Source organism: Flavobacterium humidisoli (assembly GCF_023272795.1).
Taxonomy (GTDB): domain Bacteria; phylum Bacteroidota; class Bacteroidia; order Flavobacteriales; family Flavobacteriaceae; genus Flavobacterium; species Flavobacterium humidisoli.
Genome location: NZ_CP096829.1, coordinates 156,730 through 179,085 on the forward strand (window position 1 = coordinate 156,730; position 22,356 = coordinate 179,085).

At 32.8% G+C, this 22,356-nt stretch carries 18 protein-coding genes and 1 pseudogene; 10 read left to right on the forward strand and 9 right to left on the reverse strand.

The genetic code is table 11. The annotated features are described in order from the left end of the window. Window positions 1-37 precede the first annotated feature (37 nt). Both M0M44_RS00800 and M0M44_RS00805 read left to right on the forward strand, forming a co-directional pair. Window positions 38-2,656, forward strand: coding sequence for a TonB-dependent receptor (locus M0M44_RS00800; RefSeq protein ID WP_248728094.1), 2,619 nt, complete (start codon window positions 38-40; stop codon window positions 2,654-2,656). A gap of 31 nt (window positions 2,657-2,687) precedes the next feature. Continuing rightward, a complete protein-coding gene (locus tag M0M44_RS00805) occupies window positions 2,688-3,500 on the forward strand; it encodes a DUF4249 domain-containing protein (protein ID WP_248728095.1) in 813 nt (270 codons plus the stop codon). 43 nt (window positions 3,501-3,543) lie between these two features. Here M0M44_RS00805 and M0M44_RS00810 read toward each other — a convergent pair whose 3' ends face one another. The 3 genes from M0M44_RS00810 to M0M44_RS00820 all read right to left on the reverse strand — a co-directional run bounded on the left by M0M44_RS00810 (window position 3,544) and on the right by M0M44_RS00820 (window position 5,616). Beyond that, on the reverse strand, window positions 3,544-4,083 hold the full coding sequence (locus M0M44_RS00810) for a GNAT family N-acetyltransferase (protein ID WP_248728096.1): 540 nt from the start codon (window positions 4,081-4,083) through the stop codon (window positions 3,544-3,546). Between the two features lie 10 nt (window positions 4,084-4,093). Further along, on the reverse strand, window positions 4,094-4,723 hold the full coding sequence (locus M0M44_RS00815) for an MgtC/SapB family protein (protein WP_248728097.1): 630 nt from the start codon (window positions 4,721-4,723) through the stop codon (window positions 4,094-4,096). A 317-nt stretch (window positions 4,724-5,040) separates the two neighbouring features. Beyond that, on the reverse strand, window positions 5,041-5,616 hold the full coding sequence (locus tag M0M44_RS00820) for a hypothetical protein (protein ID WP_248728098.1): 576 nt from the start codon (window positions 5,614-5,616) through the stop codon (window positions 5,041-5,043). Window positions 5,617-5,730: 114 nt separating this feature from the next. Here M0M44_RS00820 and M0M44_RS00825 point away from each other — a divergent pair, with 114 nt between their 5' ends. Both M0M44_RS00825 and M0M44_RS00830 read left to right on the forward strand, forming a co-directional pair. Further along, window positions 5,731-6,069 (forward strand): nucleotide pyrophosphohydrolase, encoded by a 339-nt coding sequence (locus M0M44_RS00825; RefSeq protein WP_248728099.1) that lies wholly within the window; start codon window positions 5,731-5,733, stop codon window positions 6,067-6,069. Continuing rightward, window positions 6,066-8,252 (forward strand): annotated as a pseudogene (locus tag M0M44_RS00830) (DNA/RNA helicase domain-containing protein). The gene M0M44_RS00825 and the pseudogene M0M44_RS00830 overlap by 4 nt, the downstream one beginning before the upstream one ends. Before the next feature lie 16 nt (window positions 8,253-8,268). Here the strand turns inward: M0M44_RS00830 and M0M44_RS00840 are convergent. Next, complete coding sequence (locus M0M44_RS00840) at window positions 8,269-8,580, reverse strand: hypothetical protein (RefSeq protein WP_248728100.1); 312 nt, start codon at window positions 8,578-8,580, stop codon at window positions 8,269-8,271. A gap of 171 nt (window positions 8,581-8,751) precedes the next feature. Continuing rightward, window positions 8,752-10,554 carry a glycoside hydrolase family 2 protein gene (locus M0M44_RS00845; protein ID WP_248728101.1) on the reverse strand — a complete coding sequence of 601 codons (1,803 nt, stop codon included), beginning with the start codon at window positions 10,552-10,554 and terminating at the stop codon, window positions 8,752-8,754. 310 nt (window positions 10,555-10,864) lie between these two features. Here M0M44_RS00845 and M0M44_RS00850 point away from each other — a divergent pair, with 310 nt between their 5' ends. Beyond that, window positions 10,865-11,491, forward strand: a complete 627-nt coding sequence (locus tag M0M44_RS00850) for a hypothetical protein (protein WP_248728102.1) — start codon at window positions 10,865-10,867, stop codon at window positions 11,489-11,491. A 70-nt stretch (window positions 11,492-11,561) separates the two neighbouring features. Further along, the gene (locus tag M0M44_RS00855) at window positions 11,562-11,885 is read left to right on the forward strand and encodes a hypothetical protein (RefSeq protein ID WP_248728103.1); all 324 of its coding nucleotides are present in this window, start codon (window positions 11,562-11,564) and stop codon (window positions 11,883-11,885) included. Between the two features lie 44 nt (window positions 11,886-11,929). Here M0M44_RS00855 and M0M44_RS00860 read toward each other — a convergent pair whose 3' ends face one another. After that, window positions 11,930-12,535: a 5'-methylthioadenosine/S-adenosylhomocysteine nucleosidase family protein gene (locus M0M44_RS00860; protein WP_248728104.1), complete on the reverse strand. Its 606-nt coding sequence runs from the start codon at window positions 12,533-12,535 to the stop codon at window positions 11,930-11,932. 169 nt (window positions 12,536-12,704) lie between these two features. On the opposite strand from M0M44_RS00860, the gene M0M44_RS00865 reads away from it, so the two are divergent. From M0M44_RS00865 to M0M44_RS00880, 4 genes are all read left to right on the forward strand, one after another. Beyond that, complete coding sequence (locus M0M44_RS00865; protein ID WP_248728105.1) at window positions 12,705-13,268, forward strand: DUF6642 family protein; 564 nt, start codon at window positions 12,705-12,707, stop codon at window positions 13,266-13,268. Window position 13,269: 1 nt separating this feature from the next. Continuing rightward, the gene (locus M0M44_RS00870) at window positions 13,270-14,187 is read left to right on the forward strand and encodes a helix-turn-helix domain-containing protein (RefSeq protein ID WP_248728106.1); all 918 of its coding nucleotides are present in this window, start codon (window positions 13,270-13,272) and stop codon (window positions 14,185-14,187) included. Window positions 14,188-14,257: 70 nt separating this feature from the next. After that, the gene (locus tag M0M44_RS00875; protein ID WP_248728107.1) at window positions 14,258-14,458 is read left to right on the forward strand and encodes a hypothetical protein; all 201 of its coding nucleotides are present in this window, start codon (window positions 14,258-14,260) and stop codon (window positions 14,456-14,458) included. Between the two features lie 24 nt (window positions 14,459-14,482). Further along, window positions 14,483-15,055, forward strand: a complete 573-nt coding sequence (locus M0M44_RS00880) for a pentapeptide repeat-containing protein (RefSeq protein ID WP_248728108.1) — start codon at window positions 14,483-14,485, stop codon at window positions 15,053-15,055. A 110-nt stretch (window positions 15,056-15,165) separates the two neighbouring features. Here M0M44_RS00880 and M0M44_RS00885 read toward each other — a convergent pair whose 3' ends face one another. The 3 genes from M0M44_RS00885 to M0M44_RS00895 are packed head-to-tail and all read right to left on the reverse strand — an operon-like array spanning window position 15,166 to window position 21,839. Beyond that, window positions 15,166-16,737 (reverse strand): DUF4957 domain-containing protein, encoded by a 1,572-nt coding sequence (locus M0M44_RS00885; protein ID WP_248728109.1) that lies wholly within the window; start codon window positions 16,735-16,737, stop codon window positions 15,166-15,168. Between the two features lie 57 nt (window positions 16,738-16,794). Further along, the gene (locus M0M44_RS00890; protein ID WP_248728110.1) at window positions 16,795-18,576 is read right to left on the reverse strand and encodes a RagB/SusD family nutrient uptake outer membrane protein; all 1,782 of its coding nucleotides are present in this window, start codon (window positions 18,574-18,576) and stop codon (window positions 16,795-16,797) included. A gap of 17 nt (window positions 18,577-18,593) precedes the next feature. Beyond that, on the reverse strand, window positions 18,594-21,839 hold the full coding sequence (locus M0M44_RS00895) for a SusC/RagA family TonB-linked outer membrane protein (protein WP_248728111.1): 3,246 nt from the start codon (window positions 21,837-21,839) through the stop codon (window positions 18,594-18,596). Between the last annotated feature and the right edge of the window lie 517 nt (window positions 21,840-22,356).

Genomic DNA, 22,356 nt, shown 5'->3' on the forward strand with positions numbered 1-22,356 from the left:
TTATTCCATTTAATAATATTCAAAAATACAAAATTTCATGAAGCATATAATTTCAGCATGCTTTTTTTTATTCAGTTTAGGAATGTCAGCCCAGAACGTTACACTAACTGTAGATCAAAATACTACATTAAAAGAGTTCTTCAAGCAGATTGAAAGTCAAACCGATTTTAAATTTGCTTTTACAGATCAAATTGATACGAATAAAAAATATTTTACGAAAAAAAGCACTTTTAAGACTATCGAAATTGAGAAGCTGATTTCTGAATTAAATCAAACTTCGATTGTACAGTTTTCTATTACAGGCAATAATATTTTTGTTAAACAGAAACCTCAAACTCAAAAACCAGCCAAAAAAAAAAATAAGCTGACAGGTCGCATTTTTGATGATGAAAGACAACCCGTTATTGGCGCCAATATTTTTATTAAAGAATTGGAAACAGGAGTTGTAACAGATGTTAATGGAAATTATAGCATTGAAGTTCCTGACGGAAATTATACGGTTCAAGTAAGTTATGTTGGATTTAAAAATGAGGAAAAACGAGTTTCTGTTACAGATGACAGTAAAGTTAATTTCAACATAGATCCAGATAGCCAGCAATTGGGAGAAGTTATTGTAATGAACAATAAAGCTGCTGATATTAAAGCAACTCAAATGAGCGTGAATAAGCTTTCGATGCAGGAAATTAAAAAAATTCCTGTTGCTATGGGCGAACCAGATCCTTTAAAATCAATTTTGACTCTCCCTGGAGTTACCAATGCGGGAGAAGCTTCTTCTGGTTTTAATGTCCGAGGCGGTGCTGCCGATCAGAATTTGATTCTTTTGGATGGCGCTCCGGTTTATGCAGATTCGCATATGTTCGGATTCTTCTCTATTTTTAATGCAGATATCGTTAATGGTTTAGATTTATACAAAGGCGGAATTCCTTCAAAATTTGGAGGACGTGTTTCTTCTGTTTTAGATGTAACACAGCAAACTGGAGATTTTGAAGAATACAAAGTGAATGGAGGAATTGGAATTATCTCAAGCCGTCTTTTAGTTCAAGGTCCGTTAGAAAAAGAAAAAGGTTCTTTTATTCTTTCTGGGCGTGCTTCTTATGCTCATTTATTTATGAAATTGGCAGATAATAATAACTCAGCTATGTTTTATGATTTGAATGCTAAATTAAATTATCGTTTTAATGCCAAGAATACACTTTCGTTTTCGGGTTATTTCGGAAATGATTTATTCGATATTAGCGACCGTTTTGCAAGTACGTACGGAAGCACAATGGGAATTTTAAATTGGAAACATAAATTTACTGATCGCCTGAACAGCAATTTATCCGTTTTCTATAGCGATTACAGATTCAATCTAGAAATTCCAATTGAAAGTTTTAAATGGGATAGCAATATTGCAAGCTACGGATTGAAATACAATTGGAATTTTCAACAATCTGAGAAGTTTAAAATCAATTATGGAATTGATGGTTTGTATTATAATTTCAATCCTGGCGTTGTAAAACCTACTTCTTCAGATTCGCAGTTTAATTATATGCAGCTGGATAAAAAATACGCTTTAGAAACTTCTGCTTTTGTCGATTTTGAAAATCAGATTACAGAAAAACTGACTTTCCGCTATGGGCTTCGCTACAGCATGTTTTACCGTTTAGGAGACGAAACCATCAGCACTTACGAAAACGGTCAGGCTGTCGTTTATAATCCTTTATACAATATTTATGAAGAAGGAACACCAAACGGGAGCATTTCTTATGGAAAGGGAAAAACAATCAGCAACTTCAATAATTTTGAACCGAGAGCTGCATTATCTTATGCCTTTAACGACGAAACTTCTGTAAAAGCAAGTTACAACAGAATGGCACAATACATTCATATTTTATCAAACACACAGTCTCCATTACCAATGAGCATCTGGACACCAAGCGGACCTTTTACAAAACCTCAGCTTTTGGATCAATATGCCATGGGGTATTTCAGAAATTTCAAAGACGGAGATTACTCTTTAGAAACCGAATTATTTTATAAAAATGTTCAAAATCGTATTGACTATATTGACGGTGCTGATGTCTTGGCTAACAACAATGTTGAGCAGGTTATTCTAAACGGAAAAGCAAGATCTTATGGTTTAGAATTGTTATTCAGAAAAAATACAGGCGTTTTCACTGGGTGGGTTTCTTATACTTTATCTAGAGCCGAACAAAAAACGCCAGGAAGAACTCCCGAAGAACCGGGTATTGCAAACGGCGACTGGTATTTATCTGGTTACGACAAACTGCATAATTTGAGCATTGTTGGAAGTTATGAACTGAACCCGAAATGGTCTTTTAATGGAAATTTCACGTTACAGTCTGGTCAGCCGGTAACGTATGCAAATGGCTATTATGAAATGGGAGGCATTCATATTCCGAATTATTCTTTGAGAAACGAAAATAGATTACCGCTTTTCCACCACTTAGATGTTGCGGCAACTTACACTCCAAAACCAGACAAAAAGAAAGGTTGGCAGAGCTATTGGGTATTTAGCCTTTATAATATTTACAACAGAAAAAATGCGGCTTCTATGAGTTTTACAACCAATGAAGATACAGGAGCAAATGAAACCAGAAGGCTTTCTATTTTCGGAATTGTACCTGGAGTTTCTTATAATTTTAAATTTTAATGCTATGAATAAATTGAAAAAATATACCCTAATGAACAGAGCACTAGCATTACTAAGTCTTCTTTTTGTTTTTTCTTTTGCTTCTTGCGAAGATGTAGTCAATCTAGATCTAGAAACTGGCGAAACGAAACTGGTTATCGATGCCGAAATTATCTGGAAAAAAGGAACTGATGGAAAGGAGCAAACTATAAAAATTAGTAAAACAGCTCCTTACTACAACAATTCTACGCCAAAAGTTTCTGGTGCGCAAGTACGAGTAGAAAACAGTAATGGAGATGTTTTTACCTTTAACGAAACTGAGGCAGGAGTTTACAAATGCACCAATTTTATTCCTGTAATCGATGCCGATTATAAATTATTTATTGATGCCGAAGGGCAAAGTTTTACCGCAACAGAAAAGTTAACTTCTGCAACTCCGATTAATAAAATTGAACAAAAAATTGTTCCTGATTTTGGAGGAGAAGATGTTATAGAATTGACTTTTTATTACAACGATCCAGCAGATCAGGTTAATTTTTATGTAACCGATTATCAAAGCGAATTCCTGATTTATCCTGAATATGAGATTACAAATGATGAATTTTACAACGGAAACGAAATCAGTACAAGATATTCTCATGAAGATATGAAACCAGGAAATACGGTAAAAATTACGCATAGAGGCGTTTCTAAAAACTTCTTCAATTACTGGAAATTAATTTTGGAAGCTTCCAGTTCAAATCCTTTTTCTGTTCCTCCAGGAAACATTAGAGGAAATATTATAAATACTTCTGATGCTAATAATTTTGCCTTTGGGTATTTTAGACTTTGTGAAGCAGATCAGATTGATTATTTACTGAAATAAAAATGGTTATCCATAAAAACACAAAAGCCTTAAACGAGAATGTTTAAGGCTTTTGTATTTTCCAATCCTCTTTATTTATTTGATATACAAAATTCAATTTCGGTTTTTCGCCAAAATAAGCCACTTCTTCTTCCGCAACTTTTTTGGCTCCTACTCTAGAGATTGCAACTTGTGATCTGATATTTTCTGAACCAATATGAAATTTCACTTTCGAAACATATTGAAAAAGATAATCCAGCATCGTATTTTTCACACTTAAGTTAAACCCTTTTCCCCAGCACGAAACAGCATAAAAAGTATAGCCTATAAAAATGCTGTCGTCTTCTTGATCAAAATCGTAAAATCGGGTGCTTCCAACAACTTCTTCTGTTTCTTTGTTTATTATTTTAAAAGCGCCTTTACTTTTCATGGCTCCTTCAAAAAAATTTTCAAAGACTTCTTTTTTCCATCTGTCTTTATTAGGATGCTGTTCCCAAATTTTAGGATCTGAAGCTGCTTTATATAAATCATCAAAATCTTTTTCTTCTAAAGGATATAGAATACAAAGATCATTTTCTAACACGGGTTGTAAATTAAAAATCATAGTTTTATTGTTATAATACCAATTCTTCAAAAATAGGATCCTGCAAAAGTGAAGCATACAAAGATTCTAAAGCATATTTAGAACCATGTATCTGCCATTCTAAAACTACATGATCCAAATTACGGCGCTGTGTCAATAATTTTGATTTTACACCATAGGCCGAAAAAAGTTCCTTACATCTTGCATGACCATCATCAGAACGTTTAAAGGTTATTCGAAGAGTTTTATGTTCGTTAATGAAATCTATTTTATTCTGAAGAAAGGTAAGCAGCGTAAGAATCGAAAGAATCATCAATGCCGCACAAGCCGATGCAAAATAATAGCCCGCTCCTACTCCCATACTTACCGCTGCAACCGACCATATTGTTGCGGCTGTTGTAATGCCCGAAACATGGCTATCTGATCTAAAGATTACTCCCGCACAAAGAAAACCTAAACCTGTAACAATATTAGAAGCTATACGATCCGGATTTCCTGGTCCGCCAATCCATTCTGACATCAAGGTAAAGAAACAAGCTCCGACCGATATCATTATTGTGGTGCGAAGCCCAGCGGCTTTTCCTCTATATTCTCTTTCGGCACCAATTAGAGCTCCCCAAAACGCTGCTAAAAGCAATCTTATGATGATTTCGATTTCCATTTAAGTCTTGTGTTTTTTCAAATTAAAATTAAGGAAAAAACATAAAAAAAACCTCCAAAATCAAAAATGACTTTGAAGGTTTTACTTTATTGAATTTTTGAATAGCACAGAATATACTTTAAGCCAGATGGCGCATTTAGTTGTTTATAAAAGTCTTTCGGCTTTTAGTACTTTTTATGTTAGTGCATTATATGGAGAAGCTTAGGGTTCAGAAATGAGGTTTAAACCTCTTTCTGAGATGAATTTTGAACTTTTAACTTTTGTTGAAGTTTTTTTTATTTTTATCGAAATTTGTTCAATATGTGAAGATAAAGTTTTTAATTTTTATGTGAACCTATAATTGGCATTAATTCTTTCGCTAACTCTACTTCAAGAACACTTATTAAAGCTTCCATTCCCTTATCCAAAACGATATAATTTAGTTTTAAATTACCATATTTGGTAACATCATACCAATAAGTAAGTTGCAAACTCACAGTTTTATTATTTACTGAATGTCCTAAATGATTTACAAAACGATAATGAAAATTCTTCTTCACCTTGCCTACATAAAGAGTATTTGAATTTTTATTATATGTTTTTGGTAAAAAAGAAAGCCCTCTTCCTGCTGTATTAATTTTTATATATTCAAAATCAAATTTCAATTCTTCTTCTTTAAATTTTTCCTTATCAAAAGTAAACCAATATAAAACTGGTTTATCTTTACAAAGACTTTTATACAATTCATTAAATTCTTTGGATTTTGAAAATTTCTTTGCACTTCTAAATGTTTCATGAAGATGACTTTCATTAATATCTATTGTCTTTATTAATTCGCTATTATTTAATTCTTGTAGACAAGATTGAAGATTTAAAATTTGCTTTTCAATTAAAGATGTTATTTTATTTATCATTTTTTATTTATTTTTCTACTCTACAACTAAGTTTAAGACTTTTTGATGATATAAACTTAAAATATTTTCAGAAAAATAATCTATTTTTGAATATCGGAACAAATCACAATCAAAATGGATAAATATAAAATAGTTATTGAAGAATTATTAAAATTTAGAAATGAAAGAGATTGGGAACAGTTCCATGATTCTAAAAATTTAGCATTAGCTATATCAATTGAAGCTGCCGAATTAAACGAACTTTTTTTGTGGAAAAAAGATTCTGAATCAGAAAATATAAATATTGAAAAAATTAAAGAAGAATTAGCAGATATACTTTCCTATTCCTTTTTGCTCGCTGAGAAACATAACCTTAATGTTTTTGATATAGTTTTAGATAAAATTAAATTAAATGCTGAGAAATATCCTGTAGAAAAAGCAAAAGGAACTGCAAAAAAATACAATGAATTATGAGTTCAAATCAATTATTTTCAATTGAAAGATATGATTTCGATTCTAATCTATTTGCAGAATTTCAAAGACTTCACTCAGTACAGGACTTATGGCCTCTTGTCTATATTTTAAGTGACAATATTTCAAAAGAAATTTATATTGGAGAAACAACTGATGCTTTTGCCAGAATGTATAATCATTTAAAAAACAGCACTAAAAACAAATTAACCCTTCTTCATTTAATAACCAGCGAAAAATTCAATAAATCGGCTACTTTAGATATTGAATCTAATCTTATTAAATATATTTCTGGCGATGGTTTGTTTAAACTAATCAATGGGAATATAGGTTTAGCTAATCATAATTATTACCAAAAGAAAGAAGTTTATTGGGATGTTTTTAAATCAATTTGGGATAACCTGAGAGCCGAAGGAATTGCTAAAAATTCTCTCGATTTTATTGATAATTCTGACTTGTTCAAGTATTCTCCTTACAAATCGCTTACGATTGAACAAAAAAATAGTCTGTTGACTATAATGAAAAATTTATTAGACAATACTTTTAAAAGTATTATTGTAGAAGGTGGAGCAGGAACTGGAAAAACGATTTTAGCCATTTTTCTCTTCAAATTATTAAATACCGATAACGATGATTTCAATTTTGAAGAATTTGGAGATGAGGAATTTGAATTCATGCAAATTGTTTATGAGCTAAAAAAGAAATATATTAATCCTAAAATGGCGTTAGTAGTTCCGATGTCATCTTTTAGAAATACTTTGAAAAAAGTATTTAAAAATATCAAAGGATTGAATGCTAAAATGGTTATTGGTCCTAGTGAAGTCGCTAATGATATATTCGACATACTTGTAGTAGACGAATCACATCGATTGAGGCGTCGTGTAAATTTAGGAGCATATTATGGTGCTTTTGATACTGCTTGTAAAAAGCTAGAATTTGATATAGAAAGTTGCAGTGAGCTGGATTGGATATTAAAACAATCTGAAACTTCAATTTTATTTTATGACGAAAATCAATCTATAAAACCATCCGATGCTAAAAAAGAAGATTTCGACAAACTAAAAGCGAACAGTTTTACTAAAATTGAATATTTAAAATCTCAGTTTAGAGTTAAAGGTGGTAACGATTATGTTCAATACATTGATGATTTACTTAATTGTCGCCTAAATACAACAGAATCAATATTTAATTCTAAAAATTATGCGTTTATACTTTTTGATTCAATCGAAGAATTAGTTGCAGAGATTAAACTAAGAGATAAAGAAAGTGGTCTTTCCAGATTAGTTGCGGGATATTCTTGGCAATGGATATCGAATAAAAACAAAGATTTATACGATATTAAAATTGAAAATACAGAACTAAAATGGAATAGTGTAGCTAGCGACTGGGTAAATTCACCAAACTCTATTAATGAAGTTGGATGTATACATACAACTCAAGGTTAGGACTTAAATTACACTGGAGTTATTTTTGGTAATGAAATCAGTTACGATAAAGTAAAAGATGAAATTGTAATTTTAAAAGAAAACTATTTTGATAAAAACGGGAAACAATCTATCAAAGACCCACAAGAATTGAAAGACTTTATTATAAACATATACAAAACGATAATGCTTAGAGGCATTAAAGGAACATATGTATATGTTTGTGACAAAAATCTGAGGGAGTATCTTTCTCAATTCATCCCAAAAAATAAGATCGAAAAAACCATCTCTTTTATCCCCGAAGAAAATGTAATTCCATATATAAATAGTATTCCTTTATTCGATTTGAAAGTAACTGCTGGTAATTTTAGTGAATTACAAACTGTAACTGATTGTGATTGGATCGAAATACCTAAAAGATACAAACCTTCAATCGATCTTTTTGCCTGCAAAGTTGTTGGAGAATCTATGAATAAAATTATCCCTAATAATTCTATTTGCTTGTTCAGAAAATATTCTGGAGGTTCCAGAGACGGAAAAATTGTTTTGGTGCAACATTCCAATATTCAAGAAGGCGATTTTGGTTCGGGCTATACAATTAAAGAATATAGAAGCAAAAAAATAATTGATAATGATTCTTGGAACCATCAATCCATTACTTTAAAACCATTATCATTTGATTCAACATTTAATGATATAATTTTAAAAGAAGAGGATTTAAATGAATTGAAAGTAATTGGAATTTTTGAGTGCGTTTTGTAACCAGTCTTCATTAGCTTTATTCAGTCTTCGTCTCGCCCACTCCTATTCTATGCAACTCATCCAACAACTCCATTTCATCATTCGGCAGTAACTGCAAAGCCATTTCAACCAAAATCATAGCATCAGAGAAAGGTTTGGTAGAATTTTCGCTTTGGAGCATGGTAATACTTGCTTTTAATAAAGCAGTAATCATAATATTCAATTCACTGTAACAAGATACATTCAGCGTTGCGGAAAAGGAATCATTATTAGGTTTGAGTTTATTAAAATAGTTTCCTTTATTCATTATTTCTAATAATTCTGTTACGGCTTTTTGTTGTGTTTCCATATTTATAATTGACGTTTTTTGATAAGTCAAAATTGAATTATTATTTTGGAATACAGGTTATCACATATGATAACCGCTCAAAAAAGTGAAAATAAAATTTATTAAAAAACCAAAAAAACCTCCAAAATCAAAAACTTGACTTTGAAGGTTTTTTTACTTTATCAAAAACTCTTATTTATATTCGGCTTCTTTCTGCTTGTACCAATCCTTCATCACATAAAAAGCTTTCTTTTTAATTCCTTGATCTGAAACTAAACCTTTACGGTTAAAGAAATCCTGAATATCTGGCAATTGTCTTCTTGGTGATCTGAAATCGACTAAAATCCACGGAGAAACGCCTGCTAAGCCTTCGATTCTATTAAACATTTGCGTGTTTTGAATGTACAATTCTTCTTGATATTCTTCGTTCCAGCGTTCTTTTTTATCGCCGTGACGACCTTGCAAAGCTTCGCCTCCAAACTCGCTGATAATAACAGGTTTGTTGTACGGAATTACCCATTGCATGTCTTTACAAGATTCATTGGTTCCTCGGTACCAGCCTAAATATTGATTAAAACTTACGATATCGACATACTCATTCATATTGTCATGAAGCGTATTGATATTATTAGAACTCGAAGTAACTTCCATCGCCATACTGATTAAACGCGAATTATCCTGTGTACGGGCAAATTTGGCCAACTTACTTAAGAAAGCGTCTCGATCATCTCCATGCGGAGTTTCGTTTGCTATAGACCAAATTACGATTCCGCAACGGTTTTTATCTCTATAAATCATATCATGCAATTGGCGTTCGGCATTGGCATACGTATTGGGGTTTGTCCACGAAATCGTCCAATAAACCGGGACTTCAGACCAAATCATCAAACCCATTCTTTCGGCTTGTTTGACCATATTTTCATTGTGCGGATAATGTGCCAATCGAACATAATTACAGCCTAGCTCTTTTGCCCAAGTCAATAACGTGATGGCATCATTTTGAGACCAAGCTCTTCCCGACCTGAAAGGCGCTTCTTCATGAATACTAATGCCGCGTAAAAAGACTTTTTTTCCGTTTAGCAGAATTTCTTTTCCTTTGGTTTCAATAGTTCTAAAACCAATTTGATCTGCGATATTTTCATCTGCTTTAGAAATGATTACGTCGTACAATTTTGGCTTTTCAGGTGTCCATAAAACAGGATTGGCTTTAACATCAAAATAGGCCATTCCCTTAGCATCTGTCGTAATGTTCTTTTTGATTTTTAATTCTGGAATGGAAACCGAAACCGTTTGATTTGCTGATTCGCTGTTTAGTTTTATCCAGCCCGAAATTTTTCCTTTTTCCTTTTTATCCAACTGAACCAAATAATCTTCGATATACGTATTTGGAACCTGAGCCAGAGTTACATCTCTGGTAATACCGCCATAATTCCACCAATCCATATTTACAGTTGGCACGTTGTCTTTGTGGCGTTTGTTGTCGACTTTTACTACTACGAAATTATTTCCGTCAACCAACAAATCGGTTACATCAAAATTGAAAGGCGTATAACCTCCCACGTGAGTTCCTGCCAATTTTCCGTTTACGTAGACTTTCGCATCATAATTGACAGCTCCAAAATGAAGAATTCCTTTGCTTTTGGCATCTTTTTTATAATTAAAGTCTTTCTGAAACCAAACCGTTCCTTCGTAAAAGAACAATCTTTCATCTTTAGAATTCCAATCAGACGGAATATCCATTACTGCTGAGGTTGCAAAATTATATTCACTCAGTTCTGTAGTGTTCCATTTTTTATTTTCAAAAAAACCATTGTCTTTAAAAGGCTCTAAGCGGTAGTTATAATATCCGTTTTCGAGAGGATCTACAATATATCTCCATTTTCCGTTTAACGTAATATTGTTTCGAGATGAAATGTTAGATACCAACGGAATTTCCTGCGCTATTGTTTTTCCCATTAACAGAAAAGTACAACACAGCATTATTATCTTTTTCATAGTTAAAATCATTTTGGTTTTGAAAGGTCTTTAGTTAGTAAAATATGAAGATTATAAAGTTAAAAAGTTTCTTTAAAGCATTATTAAATCAACCTCATCCATTTTTACAAAATAACCCATCAAATACTTATCAATATTATGCTATCTGCCTTGTATTATTGTTTTCATCCAAAAACACAGCCATCTTAAAAATCTCCAATGGAAAGCCCAGCAAATACTCGTGTCTTTGAATATTTGTTTTTTGAATATATTTGTTATGAAAGCAAAAAGCCAGAGACATTACTGTAGTTCTAACACCTTTTTTTTTAAAATGACAACAACAGAAATATTTAATATAAAATTAGCCGAATTAAAATCTCAAATAATTGAAGTTCAAAGAAAAAAAAATACTTCTAGCGTCCTTCTTTATAAAGATTATTTATCAAAAATGTATGAGTGGTATGTCGCATTAGGAATCGAAGAAAAATGGATTATTAACATTTACAAAACAAAAGATGGTCATAATTTATTCCATTTATTAGATCCCGAATTAAAAAACGATTTAATAGATTTAGAAGATTTTAGAGTTAATTATCTTAACGATATCACTATCATAAAATCTAAATATCGAGGTTTTGAATACATATATGTTTACCTATATATTTATTGGCAAATATTTAAAAATTCGCCACGTTTTGAGAAATATCAAAATCTTCCCGATCCTTATGAACCTGTAATAAAAATTTTATTAAGAGGAAATCATGTCTGTAAAGGAGAAATGTCGACAATAGAAGTTGATAATATGCCTATTAAAAGGCAAATCGACTTTCGCTTACCGTCACTTGATTACGATTTCTTAGAATATATAGACGAAATATGTATAAGAAGTGGAAGTGGAGGAATTCCTAATCAAGAAAAAACAAATCAGTTATGGAAAGATTTTCAAAAATTGAAATAAACAAATTAGAATTAAAATAAAATATTTTGAGAACAGTAAACTGCATGAAAATTTTTCAATTAAAATAGGCATGAAAAAAATAAATCTTTTTAGAATTTCACCACTATTTATTGTCATTTCTGGAGTGACTGCTTTTCTTATATACAACAATCAATTGAATAAAAAATTTATACAATTAGAGGTAAACAGCATTCTTGTAAAGAGAAATAATTGGCAACTAAGAACGACTGAGTTCTATTTGCAAAATGGATTGAGAATTGACTCTACATTTAAGGATAACTTTGACCTAAAAATAGGAGATTCTATTTCAAAAGAATCAAATACTAATATTTTTATTGTTTACAGAAAGGAAAATGGAAAATATAAATTTCACAAAAAAAATGCTATCAATTAAAGCAAACTTATCTTAGCTTTTAAAAATTTAAAAAGCCACTTCAATTAAGAAATGGCTTCTGTCTCTTCAATCAATCCTAAAATTTTGCCGTACGCAATCGCTGCTTTATGAACCTGAACCGTCCAATCTTCGGCAGCGTTATCATCGGCTCCATCAGAAATATATTTTAAGCTTAAAAACGGAATATTTTCTTTCATGGCAATCATGGCTAAAGCGTACGCTTCCATATCCACAACATTATAGGCGTCTGAGCAATGTCCCATTTCAAAATTGTCACCAGTTCCGCAGATTCCTTCTTGAAGATTATCCATTAACAGACCATATTCTAAAACTGGCGGTAAACCAGAAAGAGGAGTTTCATATAATGCAAAACCTAAACCGCGCACATCCATATCTCTTTGAACAAATTTGGTGCAACAGATTACGTCGCCTTTTTGAAAACAGCTGCTTCCTGCTGAACCTAAATTAATAATTACAGAAGGTTTTTTCTTTTGAATGGCTTTTGACAATTCGTAAGCTGCGTTTACTTTTCCGATTCCGGTAATTAAGACATTGTGATCTTTAAAAACTTCTGCCGCTTCAGATTCAAGTGCAAAACAGAATAATATATCTTCAACAGCAAATGATGCCGTTTGGTTAATTTGTATCATGTGTAATTTATTTTCGGTTTACAAAAATACGTTTAAAAATTTACGATGCTCTAACCTAGACTTAAAATCCAAAAAAGACGTTAAAGTCTGTTTTCGCTATTGGATTTTATGATATAAAAAATACATTTGCGAGAACCACTAAAAAAATAAAACCAGAAAGAATAATTGCATGGATAGTGAAAAATTTATTTTCTGCCTTGAAGGCGTTAAAGATATAGACGATCATACTCAGACCAATGTGGTAAAATGTCTGGAAGAATTGGCTATTGACCAAGGCATTTCGAGTATTCATAAAACTTGCGATACTATTGAAGGGTTGGAAGAAAGTCTGAATATTTTGCTTTACGAAGATCATAATTTCAAAGATTATGAAATTATTTATTTAGCCATGCCAGGTCAGGAAAATAATATCTGCCTTCATGATTATTATTACAGCATCGAAGAAATTGCCGAATTGTTTGAAGGTAAAATGAAAGGCAAGATTATTCATTTTGCCAATCTTAAGGTTTTAGATTTAAACGAAGAAGAAGCTCAATATTTTTTAGATATAACTGGAGCAAGAGCGATCTCTGGTTACGGTTCCACTTATAATAAAATTGCCAGCTGCAGTACAATTGACAAAGCTTTTTTTAGCTTGTATCAGGAAAATGACAATTTGATTGAAGTCGTAGAAGATCTCTATACCAAACATTACAATCTGTGCAAACTGCTTGATTTTAGATTATATTATTAGAATGAAAAAGCAGGCAGAGAAAATAAAAACCTATAACCCAAAAGGATTTAGAGAGAAGTTTTTAGGAGAAGACAATCCTATTCATTTACTTTTTAAATCGAATTCTGATCATTTTTTCTGTTTGGAAATCGAAGAAATGATGCAGATGCAGCATCCTGTTCCGCCTTCGAAACATTCTTGCCATACTTTAATTTTTATTTCTTCAGGCCAACATGTTATGAAATTGGGTTATCAGGAATATATCACGACTGATAACGAAATGATTATGGTTCCTGCCGGCCAGATTTTTTCGCTTGATAATGTGAACAATATCCATAAAGGTTATATCTGCCAATTTCATCCTGATATTTTGATTCGGAAATATGGCAGTCGTGAACTGCTCAATGATTTTGACTTTCTAAAAATTTCAGGAGATCCCAAAATTAAACTTGCTCCCGAAGATATTGCCCCAATTACCAATATTTTGGAACGATTGAAAAAGGAATATTCTGAAAAAACGGTTACAGATTTAAATATTGTTCAGTCGTATCTGATTACTTTATTTTATGAAATGAATAAAAATGCGGTGAAAACTTCTAAAAGCATTTCGGCGGCAGAAGCAATTACGGCAAAATTTAAAGAATTGATTCATGACCATATTAAAACCCAACATCAGGTCAATTATTATTCTTCTCTATTAAATGTTACTCCGAATCACTTAAACAAATGTGTAAAGAATGTAACCGGAAAATCTGCTGTAAAATGGATTGACGAAAACATATTGCTTGAGGCCAAATATTTATTATTTCAAACCACACTTTCTGTAGGTGAAATCGCAACGCAAGTAGGCTTTGAAGATCAATCTTACTTTAGTCGATTTTTTAAAAAAGCAGAAGGAATTTCTCCTATACGATATCGAAAAATGATTGATAAGTCCTAATTATTGATTATAGAATCCTAACAAATATGTGGGTGTTTTTCGGAAATTTGCTTCCTCAAAAATGCAAATTATGATTTATGTTTTTAAAACTTCCGTTGATAGTAAGGCCAAATTCGAATCGGCTTCTGCATTACTAAATGAATTATTACCCGAATCTCAGTGGAATTTCGATCTCGAAGATTGCGACAATATTCTGAGAGTTGACAGCGAGTTGAATGTAACCGCATTACTTCAAAACAATACTATTTTCGATTGTATCGAATTAGAATAAACTTTATAAGCCTTTAAAATTTATATGGAATCAAAATTATACCAAAACCGAACTTTTGAAACGATTGATTATTCGGATCAGAGTTTAGCCAATACCGAATTTGTTAATTGCGAATTCGTTAACTGCAATTTTTCTAAAAGCGATTTAAGTCATAACGACTTTCTAGATTGTGTTTTTAAAAATTGCAATCTTTCTTTGGCTACTTTGAGAAATACTGGATTGAAAAACATCCAATTCATCGGCTGCAAATTAATGGGATTGGATTTTAGCGCTTGCAATAGTTTTTTATTTTCAATGAACTTTCAAGATTGTATTTTGGACTATTCTACTTTCATTTATAAAAAACTAAAGAAGACCATTTTTATAGATTGCTTTTTAAAAGAAACAGATTTCTCGAATACCGATCTATCTTTGGCCTCTTTTAAAAATTGTGATCTTTCTGGCGCCACTTTTGTGGAAAGCATTTTAGAGAAAACCGATTTCAGAACTTCCAGAAACTATGCTTTTGATCCTTCAGAAAATAAAATTAAAGGAACAAAGGTTTCCCATACGGCACTTGCGGGTCTGCTTCAAAAATTTGATTTATCCATAGAATGATTTTTTGGTTTTCAGTTTCTTTATGCTACTGAAAATTATTTGTAAAATTAAAAAGCGGGACTACAAACTAAATTGTATCCCGCTTTTCTCTATTTAATCAACCACGATTTTTATTTTAACCAACGTGGATCTCCCACTTTTCTATCAATTAATGTTTGATTTTTAATTGTAAAATCACCATTTGGTGCATTAGGAAATTGAGGATCTAATACAGTTGCAGCAGCATCTGGTCTATTGTTACCTGTTGTTATCTGTAAATTAGGTGAATTGAAATTATTATTATTTGCAAACCCTGGAGCGAACGTTGCTGTAGAATTTGTATAAACTGCAGATCCAACTGCTAATAATGTATTACGTACTGTTGATAAATTAGAAACAAAACGTATATACAAAATTCTACTTGCCGCTGGTAATGTAGGTGCATAGATTGTACATCCATCGATTAACACATTACTTGTTAATCCCGTTCCTGTTAATCCTGCAGCAGCATCTAAACGGATGAAATCACGTGATGAACAAGTGTCAAATGTACTTTTTGTTAAAGAAACACTTCCCACATAAGTAGTTCTGAAGTCAATAAAATCAGCACCAGCATTAACGTTCACATTTTCAACAATACTATTATCCACAGAGAATGATTTCAATTTTGCTGATGCATTTCCATAGATTAATTGAGAAGGATAATCATGAACATAACATCCGCTTATTAAAACATCTCCTAAACCTGTAGCCGCTGCTGTACCAATTGTTATGGCTCCGCCAGTTGTACCAGTTCCGTTTAAGTCTAAATCTATTAAAGAAAGATTAACCACTTCACTTGAATTAGCCGGATTATTAGCCAAAGTAAAATTAACTTTTAATTTTGGTTTGTTTTCTGGTCTTAGACCTCTTAGCGTTATTGTTTTATTTATTGCAATTGTTCCAGTTTGAGCTGTGTAATCACCCGGCATGAAAACTAAAACAGATCCAGAAGGCGCATCAGTAATTTTTTGAAGGAAGTCATCTCCCTCTTTCACTAATATTCCAGTTCCAATGTCAATTCCGGTAGTAAAAGTTGCATCACCCCTTTTCTTTGTTCCGTTTAATAAAATTGCAGTGTATGCAGTTTCTGGAGTTAAACCTGTAATTGTAGCTACCCCAGCTGTTTTTTCAGCTGCTGTAATAGTGTGCGCAATATTTCCAGGCATAGCAGTAATTTGTGTTACAGCACTATTTGGAGTCCATCTTAATGTAACTTGAGTTGCTTGAATATCTGCATCTTGAACTGGGAACATTATCTGTTCTGATAATGTTGTAGCTGTTATAACCGACCATTTAGAATCTGCTAAGCCAGAAGTAACTGCTTTTACTCTAATCGAATAAACTGTTTCTCCTTCTAATGCTACTTTTACAGGAAGTTCTGTAGGAGCAACATTTATGGTTTTATAAATTGTAGCGAAGCTCGGATCATCAGCACTAAATTCAACTACATAATGATCTGCATTTTCATCTGATTTAACCGTCCAATCTAACTCAACCGTGGTTGAGTTTCTGATAGTAGCTTTAAGTCCGATGGGAGAAAATTCTCTTGTATTTCCTATACCGTCTAATAACGCTTCATTATAACTTTCACAGCTAGAAACTGCAACTGAAAGAAGTAATACGGTTATTAATCCTTTAAATATATTTATTGTTTTCATCATAATAACTTATAATTTATTATTAGTTTTTTGAAAGATTTTAATAACCGTAATCATTTTTTAACTGACCATTACTTGCATCAAGAAATACTTGCCATATTGCCAAAATTGTCTCTCATCAGGGTTCACTCCCACTTTATACAATGAGGCTATCTTAGCATCTGCAGCTGTTCCTGTCCATGTCCAAGCAGTAGAAGAATACAATGCTCCTGGATTTGTAGTTTCTCCACGATTAAGTCCATAGATATCTAAACTTACATTATCTGACTGATATTTATAGTACAAAGTAGCTGGCACATCTGCATATTGTCCTGTGCGCGTAGATAATTCTGCCATTTTTTGTTTTGCTTTATCTAAGTTTGCTTTAAGCAAATTCCAACGAATCAGCGCTTGTTTACGTTCCATCTCTCCTGTAAACTCATATTTATTTTCTTCAACAAGGGCATTAAACATGGCATCTTTGCTAGTTAAGCCATTTACATAAGATTCAACTTTGGTGGCTTGATCTGCTGAAGAAAATGATCTTCTACGAACTTCTTTCAAGTAAGGCATTGCTGCAGTTGGACCCTCCAATTCGTTTGCTGTTTCAGCAGCAATTAAAAGCACCTCAGCATAACGCATGTACATTTTATTAACCCCGTCATCATTTGTAGAAGTTACATAACGTTTCATCCATTCGTAACGGTATTTACCAAAATACCATGTGTCTAAAGTACCTAGCTCTTGTTTTGCAATACCATTCACTGCTGCCCCATACTTATAAGGCACACAAGTAACATTTCTACGAGCATCAGCTTGATCATAATCATAGAAAACAAATGGTAATGGACCTGCTACTCCACCACGGTTAGCACCATTAGCCTGAAATTGATCGGCAGCCGCAGTGTGTTTTACCGCAAAAGTGAACAACATTCTACCACGCCCATCAGAGAAAGGAAGTTCCCAAAGAGACTCTCCGCCAGCAGCAGTATTTTCTTCATTGTATTTTCTCCATAGTCCTTCAAAAGTAGACTCTAAACGAGCACTACCACTTTGGATCACTTCGCGAGATTCTTTTAATGCCAATGCATACATGTTTGCAACTGAAAGTTCTGGATCGCTACTTCTTCTTACTCCATCAGGATATTGCTGATAACCACTTGCTGCCAAAGCCAAACGTGCTCTAAATGCTTTTACAAAAGCTTTATTTACATGTTCTACTGTATTCGTATAAGCAGTTTCATTAGGCCATGCCACCAATGTTGATGCTTCACCTAAATCTGCGATTAATTGTTTGTAAATAATATCTCTACTCGCTTTAGGCAAATATAATGTTGCAGTAGTGATAGGCTCAAAACGAGCTGGAACATCACCCCAAGACTTAAGCAAATCGGCATAATAGATCGCTCTTAATGTTAAAGCTTCTCCTAGTAATTGTCCCATTTCTGAGCCTGGTGTAGGATTACCATATTGACGCAACCCCTGAATACAAACATTGGCACGCTCAATTCCTGAGTACATCATTGCATAGGCATTATTGGTCGTATTCATTTCTGTATTACTTGGCTTCGCATCATACACACACAAATCTGCTTTATCTCCTGCTGTTTGAGAAGTATTGTACCATTCTGTATCTGTATTTAATCCATAATATGGCAAAAATCTCCCTCTATAAGAATTAGTCTCCGCAAACGGCACTTTTATTCCATCTACAGCTCCTTTTGCAAGTGCAACTTCAGAAAATATCAAAGATGGCTCTAATGTTGACGGCGCTTCTGTATCTAAATAGTCATCTTCAAATTGCTGGCAAGAACTAAATAAAGCCGCAATAATCAATCCCGCTATTATTATTTTATGTTTCATTTTGTGATCGTTTAAAATTAGAAATTAAGATTCATACCAAAAATCATTTGTCTGCTTCTTGGATAAGGACTTGAATCTACCCCTGGTGTAAGTGGATTTTTTCTTTTTGTCGAAACTTCTGGATCAGAACCAGAATAGTTAGTCCAAACAAAAACATTGCTAGCCGTTAAATAAAATCTCAATTTTGAAATTCCTAGTTTAGATGTAAACATTTCAGGTGTAGTATACCCTAATGTCAAAGTATTCAATCTTAAAAAAGATGCATCTTCAACTGCCCAATCAGTAAAAATAGCCGATCTCATGTAAGGAGACCACATAGTTGTATTCGCATTAAGAGCTGCTAAAGCTTCAGGATTATCTGTTACTAATTGTCCTGTTGCTGGATCTAGGTTAGTCCATCTTTTTCCGTCAGCCATAGTAGAATTTAAGTTTTTATATCTTCCTGAAGCTGTAGCTGTAGAAAATTCAATTTTATCGGCATTATAAACCTCATTACCAATACTCCAGTTAAAAGCGGCCATTAAATCGAAACCATAAGCATTACCATTAATTACAAAACCTCCTGTGCTTTTAGGATTAACATTACCAATAACGGTTTTATCGTTTGCATCTACTTTACCATCTCCATTGATATCTTTTAATTTCATGTCTCCAGGCTTAAGACCGCTTCCGTCTCCTACTAGAGAAGTAGAAGTATTAACCACTCCGTTTTTCAAAACATACTTTCCTGCAACATAATCAAAGTCTGAAACTTCATATCTGCCATCATTTCTATAGCCATACATACTACCTAACGAAGAACCAACTGCTACTAAATAATCATCTCCAATTTGTGAAGAAGCCCATCCTGTTGCTTGTCCAAAATCACTCATAACCCCTAACGAGTTAATACGATTTTTGTTTACTCCCATATTGAATGAAAAGTTCAATCCGTATTTTGCCTTTTCAATCGCAACAACATTTATAGTAGCTTCAAAACCTGTATTTTGTGTTTCTCCCATGTTACGATATTGGAAATCGTATCCAACTCCTGAAACTGGAAAATTGATTAACAAGTCACTTGTAACATTTTTATAAACATCAAAATTACCACTTAAACGATTTTTGAAAAACGCGAAATCTAAACCAAAGTTTTGAGTCACTGTTGTTTCCCATTTCAAATCTGGGTTAGGCATTGTTTTAGAAGGCGCCCAAACACTAGTAACACCGTTAATCCAAGTTGTTGGTGTCGATTGGAAAATTTGCACCTGCTGTCCAACAGGAATATTATTGTTTCCTGCTTCTCCATAACTTGCTCTTAATTTTAAAAGACTTAACCAGCTTTTATTTTTCAAGAAATTCTCTTCAGAAAGTTTCCATCCTGCAGCAAATGCTGGAAAATATCCCCAACGATTCTGCTCTTGGAATTTACTAGAACCATCTGCACGAAATGTAGCTGTGAAAATATAACGGTTTTTGTAATCATAATTTGCACGTCCAAAAAACGACAATAATCTGTCATCAGGGCTATAATAATTATCTACTGCTTGTGGAGTTCCTTGTGTTGTTAATGTTTTTGCTTTTTCAAAATCAAAAAAAGTAGGATATCCATGAATTGTCGATGTAAGCGTATTTGTTGTATAATTAATGCTTTCTTCTCCAACAAGAGCCGTCAAATGATGATCTTCTCCCATTATTTTTTTGAAATCATAATTCAACGTATTAGCATTTCTGAAACGTCTCTCCTTACTATCTGACATAATCATTGCAGGCATATTCTGCAACGTAGCCAACGGCGCATTAGCCACATAATAAGTAGTAAGACCGTAAAAACGATAATCCTGATTATTAAAATTATCCAGACCTAAATCTACTTTCAATTTTAAATTATCTACAATCTCCCATCCGAAACTTCCTAACATATTAAAGTTTTTACGAAACTGCTGACGATTATTATCTGAAATAGAAGTAAAAGGATTTATTAACATATCTGTTCCATCCCCATTCACATCTTCTGAAGTTAAACCTGCAACTGGAAGTGGCGCATACCCCACAATAGTACGCATACGTGAATCTGAAGAAGATTTCTCATTTTGCTCATTCACACCACCACCATCAATTTCAGTATCTGAATAACGCACCGTAAAACCAACATCAACCTTATTGCTTAATTTGCTTTTTAAAGCTAATGCCAAGTTATTTCTTTTGTAGTTTGAACCAATCATAATTGCCTTTTCATCGTAATGAGCATAATTAAAGTTATAATTAAGCTTATCCGTTCCACCTCTAATTCCTAAATCACGGCTCTGAACTTCGCCCGTGCGTCCAAAAATTTGCTCTTGCCAATCATCACCTTTTAAACCTTGGTACAGATCATGATCTTGCCAATTTCCAAAGTACTTGGTATAGCTGTCTGGATTAGAAGCTACTTTAGTTCCGCTCTGCGAAAGCAAGGCATATTCATATTGCCATTTAGTATAATCTTCTGGAGATAAAACATCAATTTTATTCGCCATCGTTTTCATACCGTAAAACATATTAAAGTTTACGGCCATTTTTCCATCTTTTCCGCTTTTTGTCGTAATAAGAATTACCCCGTTTGCACCACGTGATCCGTAGATTGCAGTTGAAGCGGCATCTTTTAAAACCGTCATTGTTTCAATATCAGATGAAGAAATGTCATTCATATTGTTGATCGGAAATCCATCTACAATAATTAAAGGCGAAGCGTCTTGAGTAAGTGAACCTCCTCCACGAACTCTAATTCTAATATCAGCATCTGGAGAACCTTCTGCTGCAGTTACCTGCACTCCGGCAATTCTACCCGTTAAAGCTTCAGCAACATTGGCCACTGGCACTTTTTTCAAATCAGTACCTGAAATCGTAGATACAGCCCCAGTCAAATCAGATTTCTTAGCTGTCCCGTATCCAATTACAACAACTTCATTTAAGTTATTAGCATCTTCAACCAGGGTAGCATTTACTTTAGTTTTTCCTTCTGCAGAAATATTAAGGCTTTGAAATCCTATAAAAGAAAAACTTAATACTGCTTTCGGATTGGTTAGTTTTATTTTGTAATGCCCGTCAAAATCGGTAGAAGTTCCGTTCTTAGTTCCTTTTTCTAAGACGTTTACCCCAGGAAGAGAAAGTCCCGCAGCATCCTTCACGGTTCCCTCTATCGTTGTGCCCTGTGCGTGTACTTGACTACCGATCAATAAGCACAGTAAGAAAACAAGTTTAAAGCAAAAATTTGCTCCTTTGTTTAATAGTTCTTTAAAGTTCATGGTTGATTGTTTAAGTTATTAAAAGTTTTTTCTTTTTGGTTTAAGTGGTTTTTTGTGGTTACTTTCAATTCATTTTATAGTTAATATTTGTGGTTTTATTTTAACAGTAATTTATTTATCTCTTCATCAAAGCATTATTCCTGCTCTATTTTTCGTTCTATAACTTAATCGATTTCGAAGATCAAAAACAAAGTTGTAATCGATTACACAAACATAGATATTTTTTTAAAACGAAAAATAAAATTTCATAAAAATTTCATAAAAAAAATTACATAATAAAATTTATAGCAGTTTTTTCTATGAGATATATAATTTATCTTGATATAAAATATTAAATATATTTTTATTATTCGTGTATTTGATTCGATTTTTATAAAAAAAACAATCGATTACATCAATAAGTATTACGAAATTATTAGGTGTTATTTTTACACTTAAAAAGTTAAATTCAAGCTAAAAAAATGGGAGAGATTTCATTTATATTTTAAAATTTACAATGATTTTACCTATAAAAGAA

Excerpts from the sequence above, each read along its gene's own strand:
- M0M44_RS00800 (WP_248728094.1), top strand. The coding sequence starts at position 38 with ATGAAGCATATAATTTCAGCATGCTTTTTTTTATTCAGTTTAGGAATG.
- M0M44_RS00805 (WP_248728095.1), top strand. The coding sequence starts at position 2,688 with ATGAACAGAGCACTAGCATTACTAAGTCTTCTTTTTGTTTTTTCTTTT.
- M0M44_RS00810 (WP_248728096.1), bottom strand. The coding sequence starts at position 4,083 with ATGATTTTTAATTTACAACCCGTGTTAGAAAATGATCTTTGTATTCTA.
- M0M44_RS00815 (WP_248728097.1), bottom strand. The coding sequence starts at position 4,723 with ATGGAAATCGAAATCATCATAAGATTGCTTTTAGCAGCGTTTTGGGGA.
- M0M44_RS00820 (WP_248728098.1), bottom strand. The coding sequence starts at position 5,616 with ATGATAAATAAAATAACATCTTTAATTGAAAAGCAAATTTTAAATCTT.
- M0M44_RS00825 (WP_248728099.1), top strand. The coding sequence starts at position 5,731 with ATGGATAAATATAAAATAGTTATTGAAGAATTATTAAAATTTAGAAAT.
- M0M44_RS00840 (WP_248728100.1), bottom strand. The coding sequence starts at position 8,580 with ATGGAAACACAACAAAAAGCCGTAACAGAATTATTAGAAATAATGAAT.
- M0M44_RS00845 (WP_248728101.1), bottom strand. The coding sequence starts at position 10,554 with ATGAAAAAGATAATAATGCTGTGTTGTACTTTTCTGTTAATGGGAAAA.
- M0M44_RS00850 (WP_248728102.1), top strand. The coding sequence starts at position 10,865 with ATGACAACAACAGAAATATTTAATATAAAATTAGCCGAATTAAAATCT.
- M0M44_RS00855 (WP_248728103.1), top strand. The coding sequence starts at position 11,562 with ATGAAAAAAATAAATCTTTTTAGAATTTCACCACTATTTATTGTCATT.
- M0M44_RS00860 (WP_248728104.1), bottom strand. The coding sequence starts at position 12,535 with ATGATACAAATTAACCAAACGGCATCATTTGCTGTTGAAGATATATTA.
- M0M44_RS00865 (WP_248728105.1), top strand. The coding sequence starts at position 12,705 with ATGGATAGTGAAAAATTTATTTTCTGCCTTGAAGGCGTTAAAGATATA.
- M0M44_RS00870 (WP_248728106.1), top strand. The coding sequence starts at position 13,270 with ATGAAAAAGCAGGCAGAGAAAATAAAAACCTATAACCCAAAAGGATTT.
- M0M44_RS00875 (WP_248728107.1), top strand. The coding sequence starts at position 14,258 with ATGATTTATGTTTTTAAAACTTCCGTTGATAGTAAGGCCAAATTCGAA.
- M0M44_RS00880 (WP_248728108.1), top strand. The coding sequence starts at position 14,483 with ATGGAATCAAAATTATACCAAAACCGAACTTTTGAAACGATTGATTAT.
- M0M44_RS00885 (WP_248728109.1), bottom strand. The coding sequence starts at position 16,737 with ATGATGAAAACAATAAATATATTTAAAGGATTAATAACCGTATTACTT.
- M0M44_RS00890 (WP_248728110.1), bottom strand. The coding sequence starts at position 18,576 with ATGAAACATAAAATAATAATAGCGGGATTGATTATTGCGGCTTTATTT.
- M0M44_RS00895 (WP_248728111.1), bottom strand. The coding sequence starts at position 21,839 with ATGAACTTTAAAGAACTATTAAACAAAGGAGCAAATTTTTGCTTTAAA.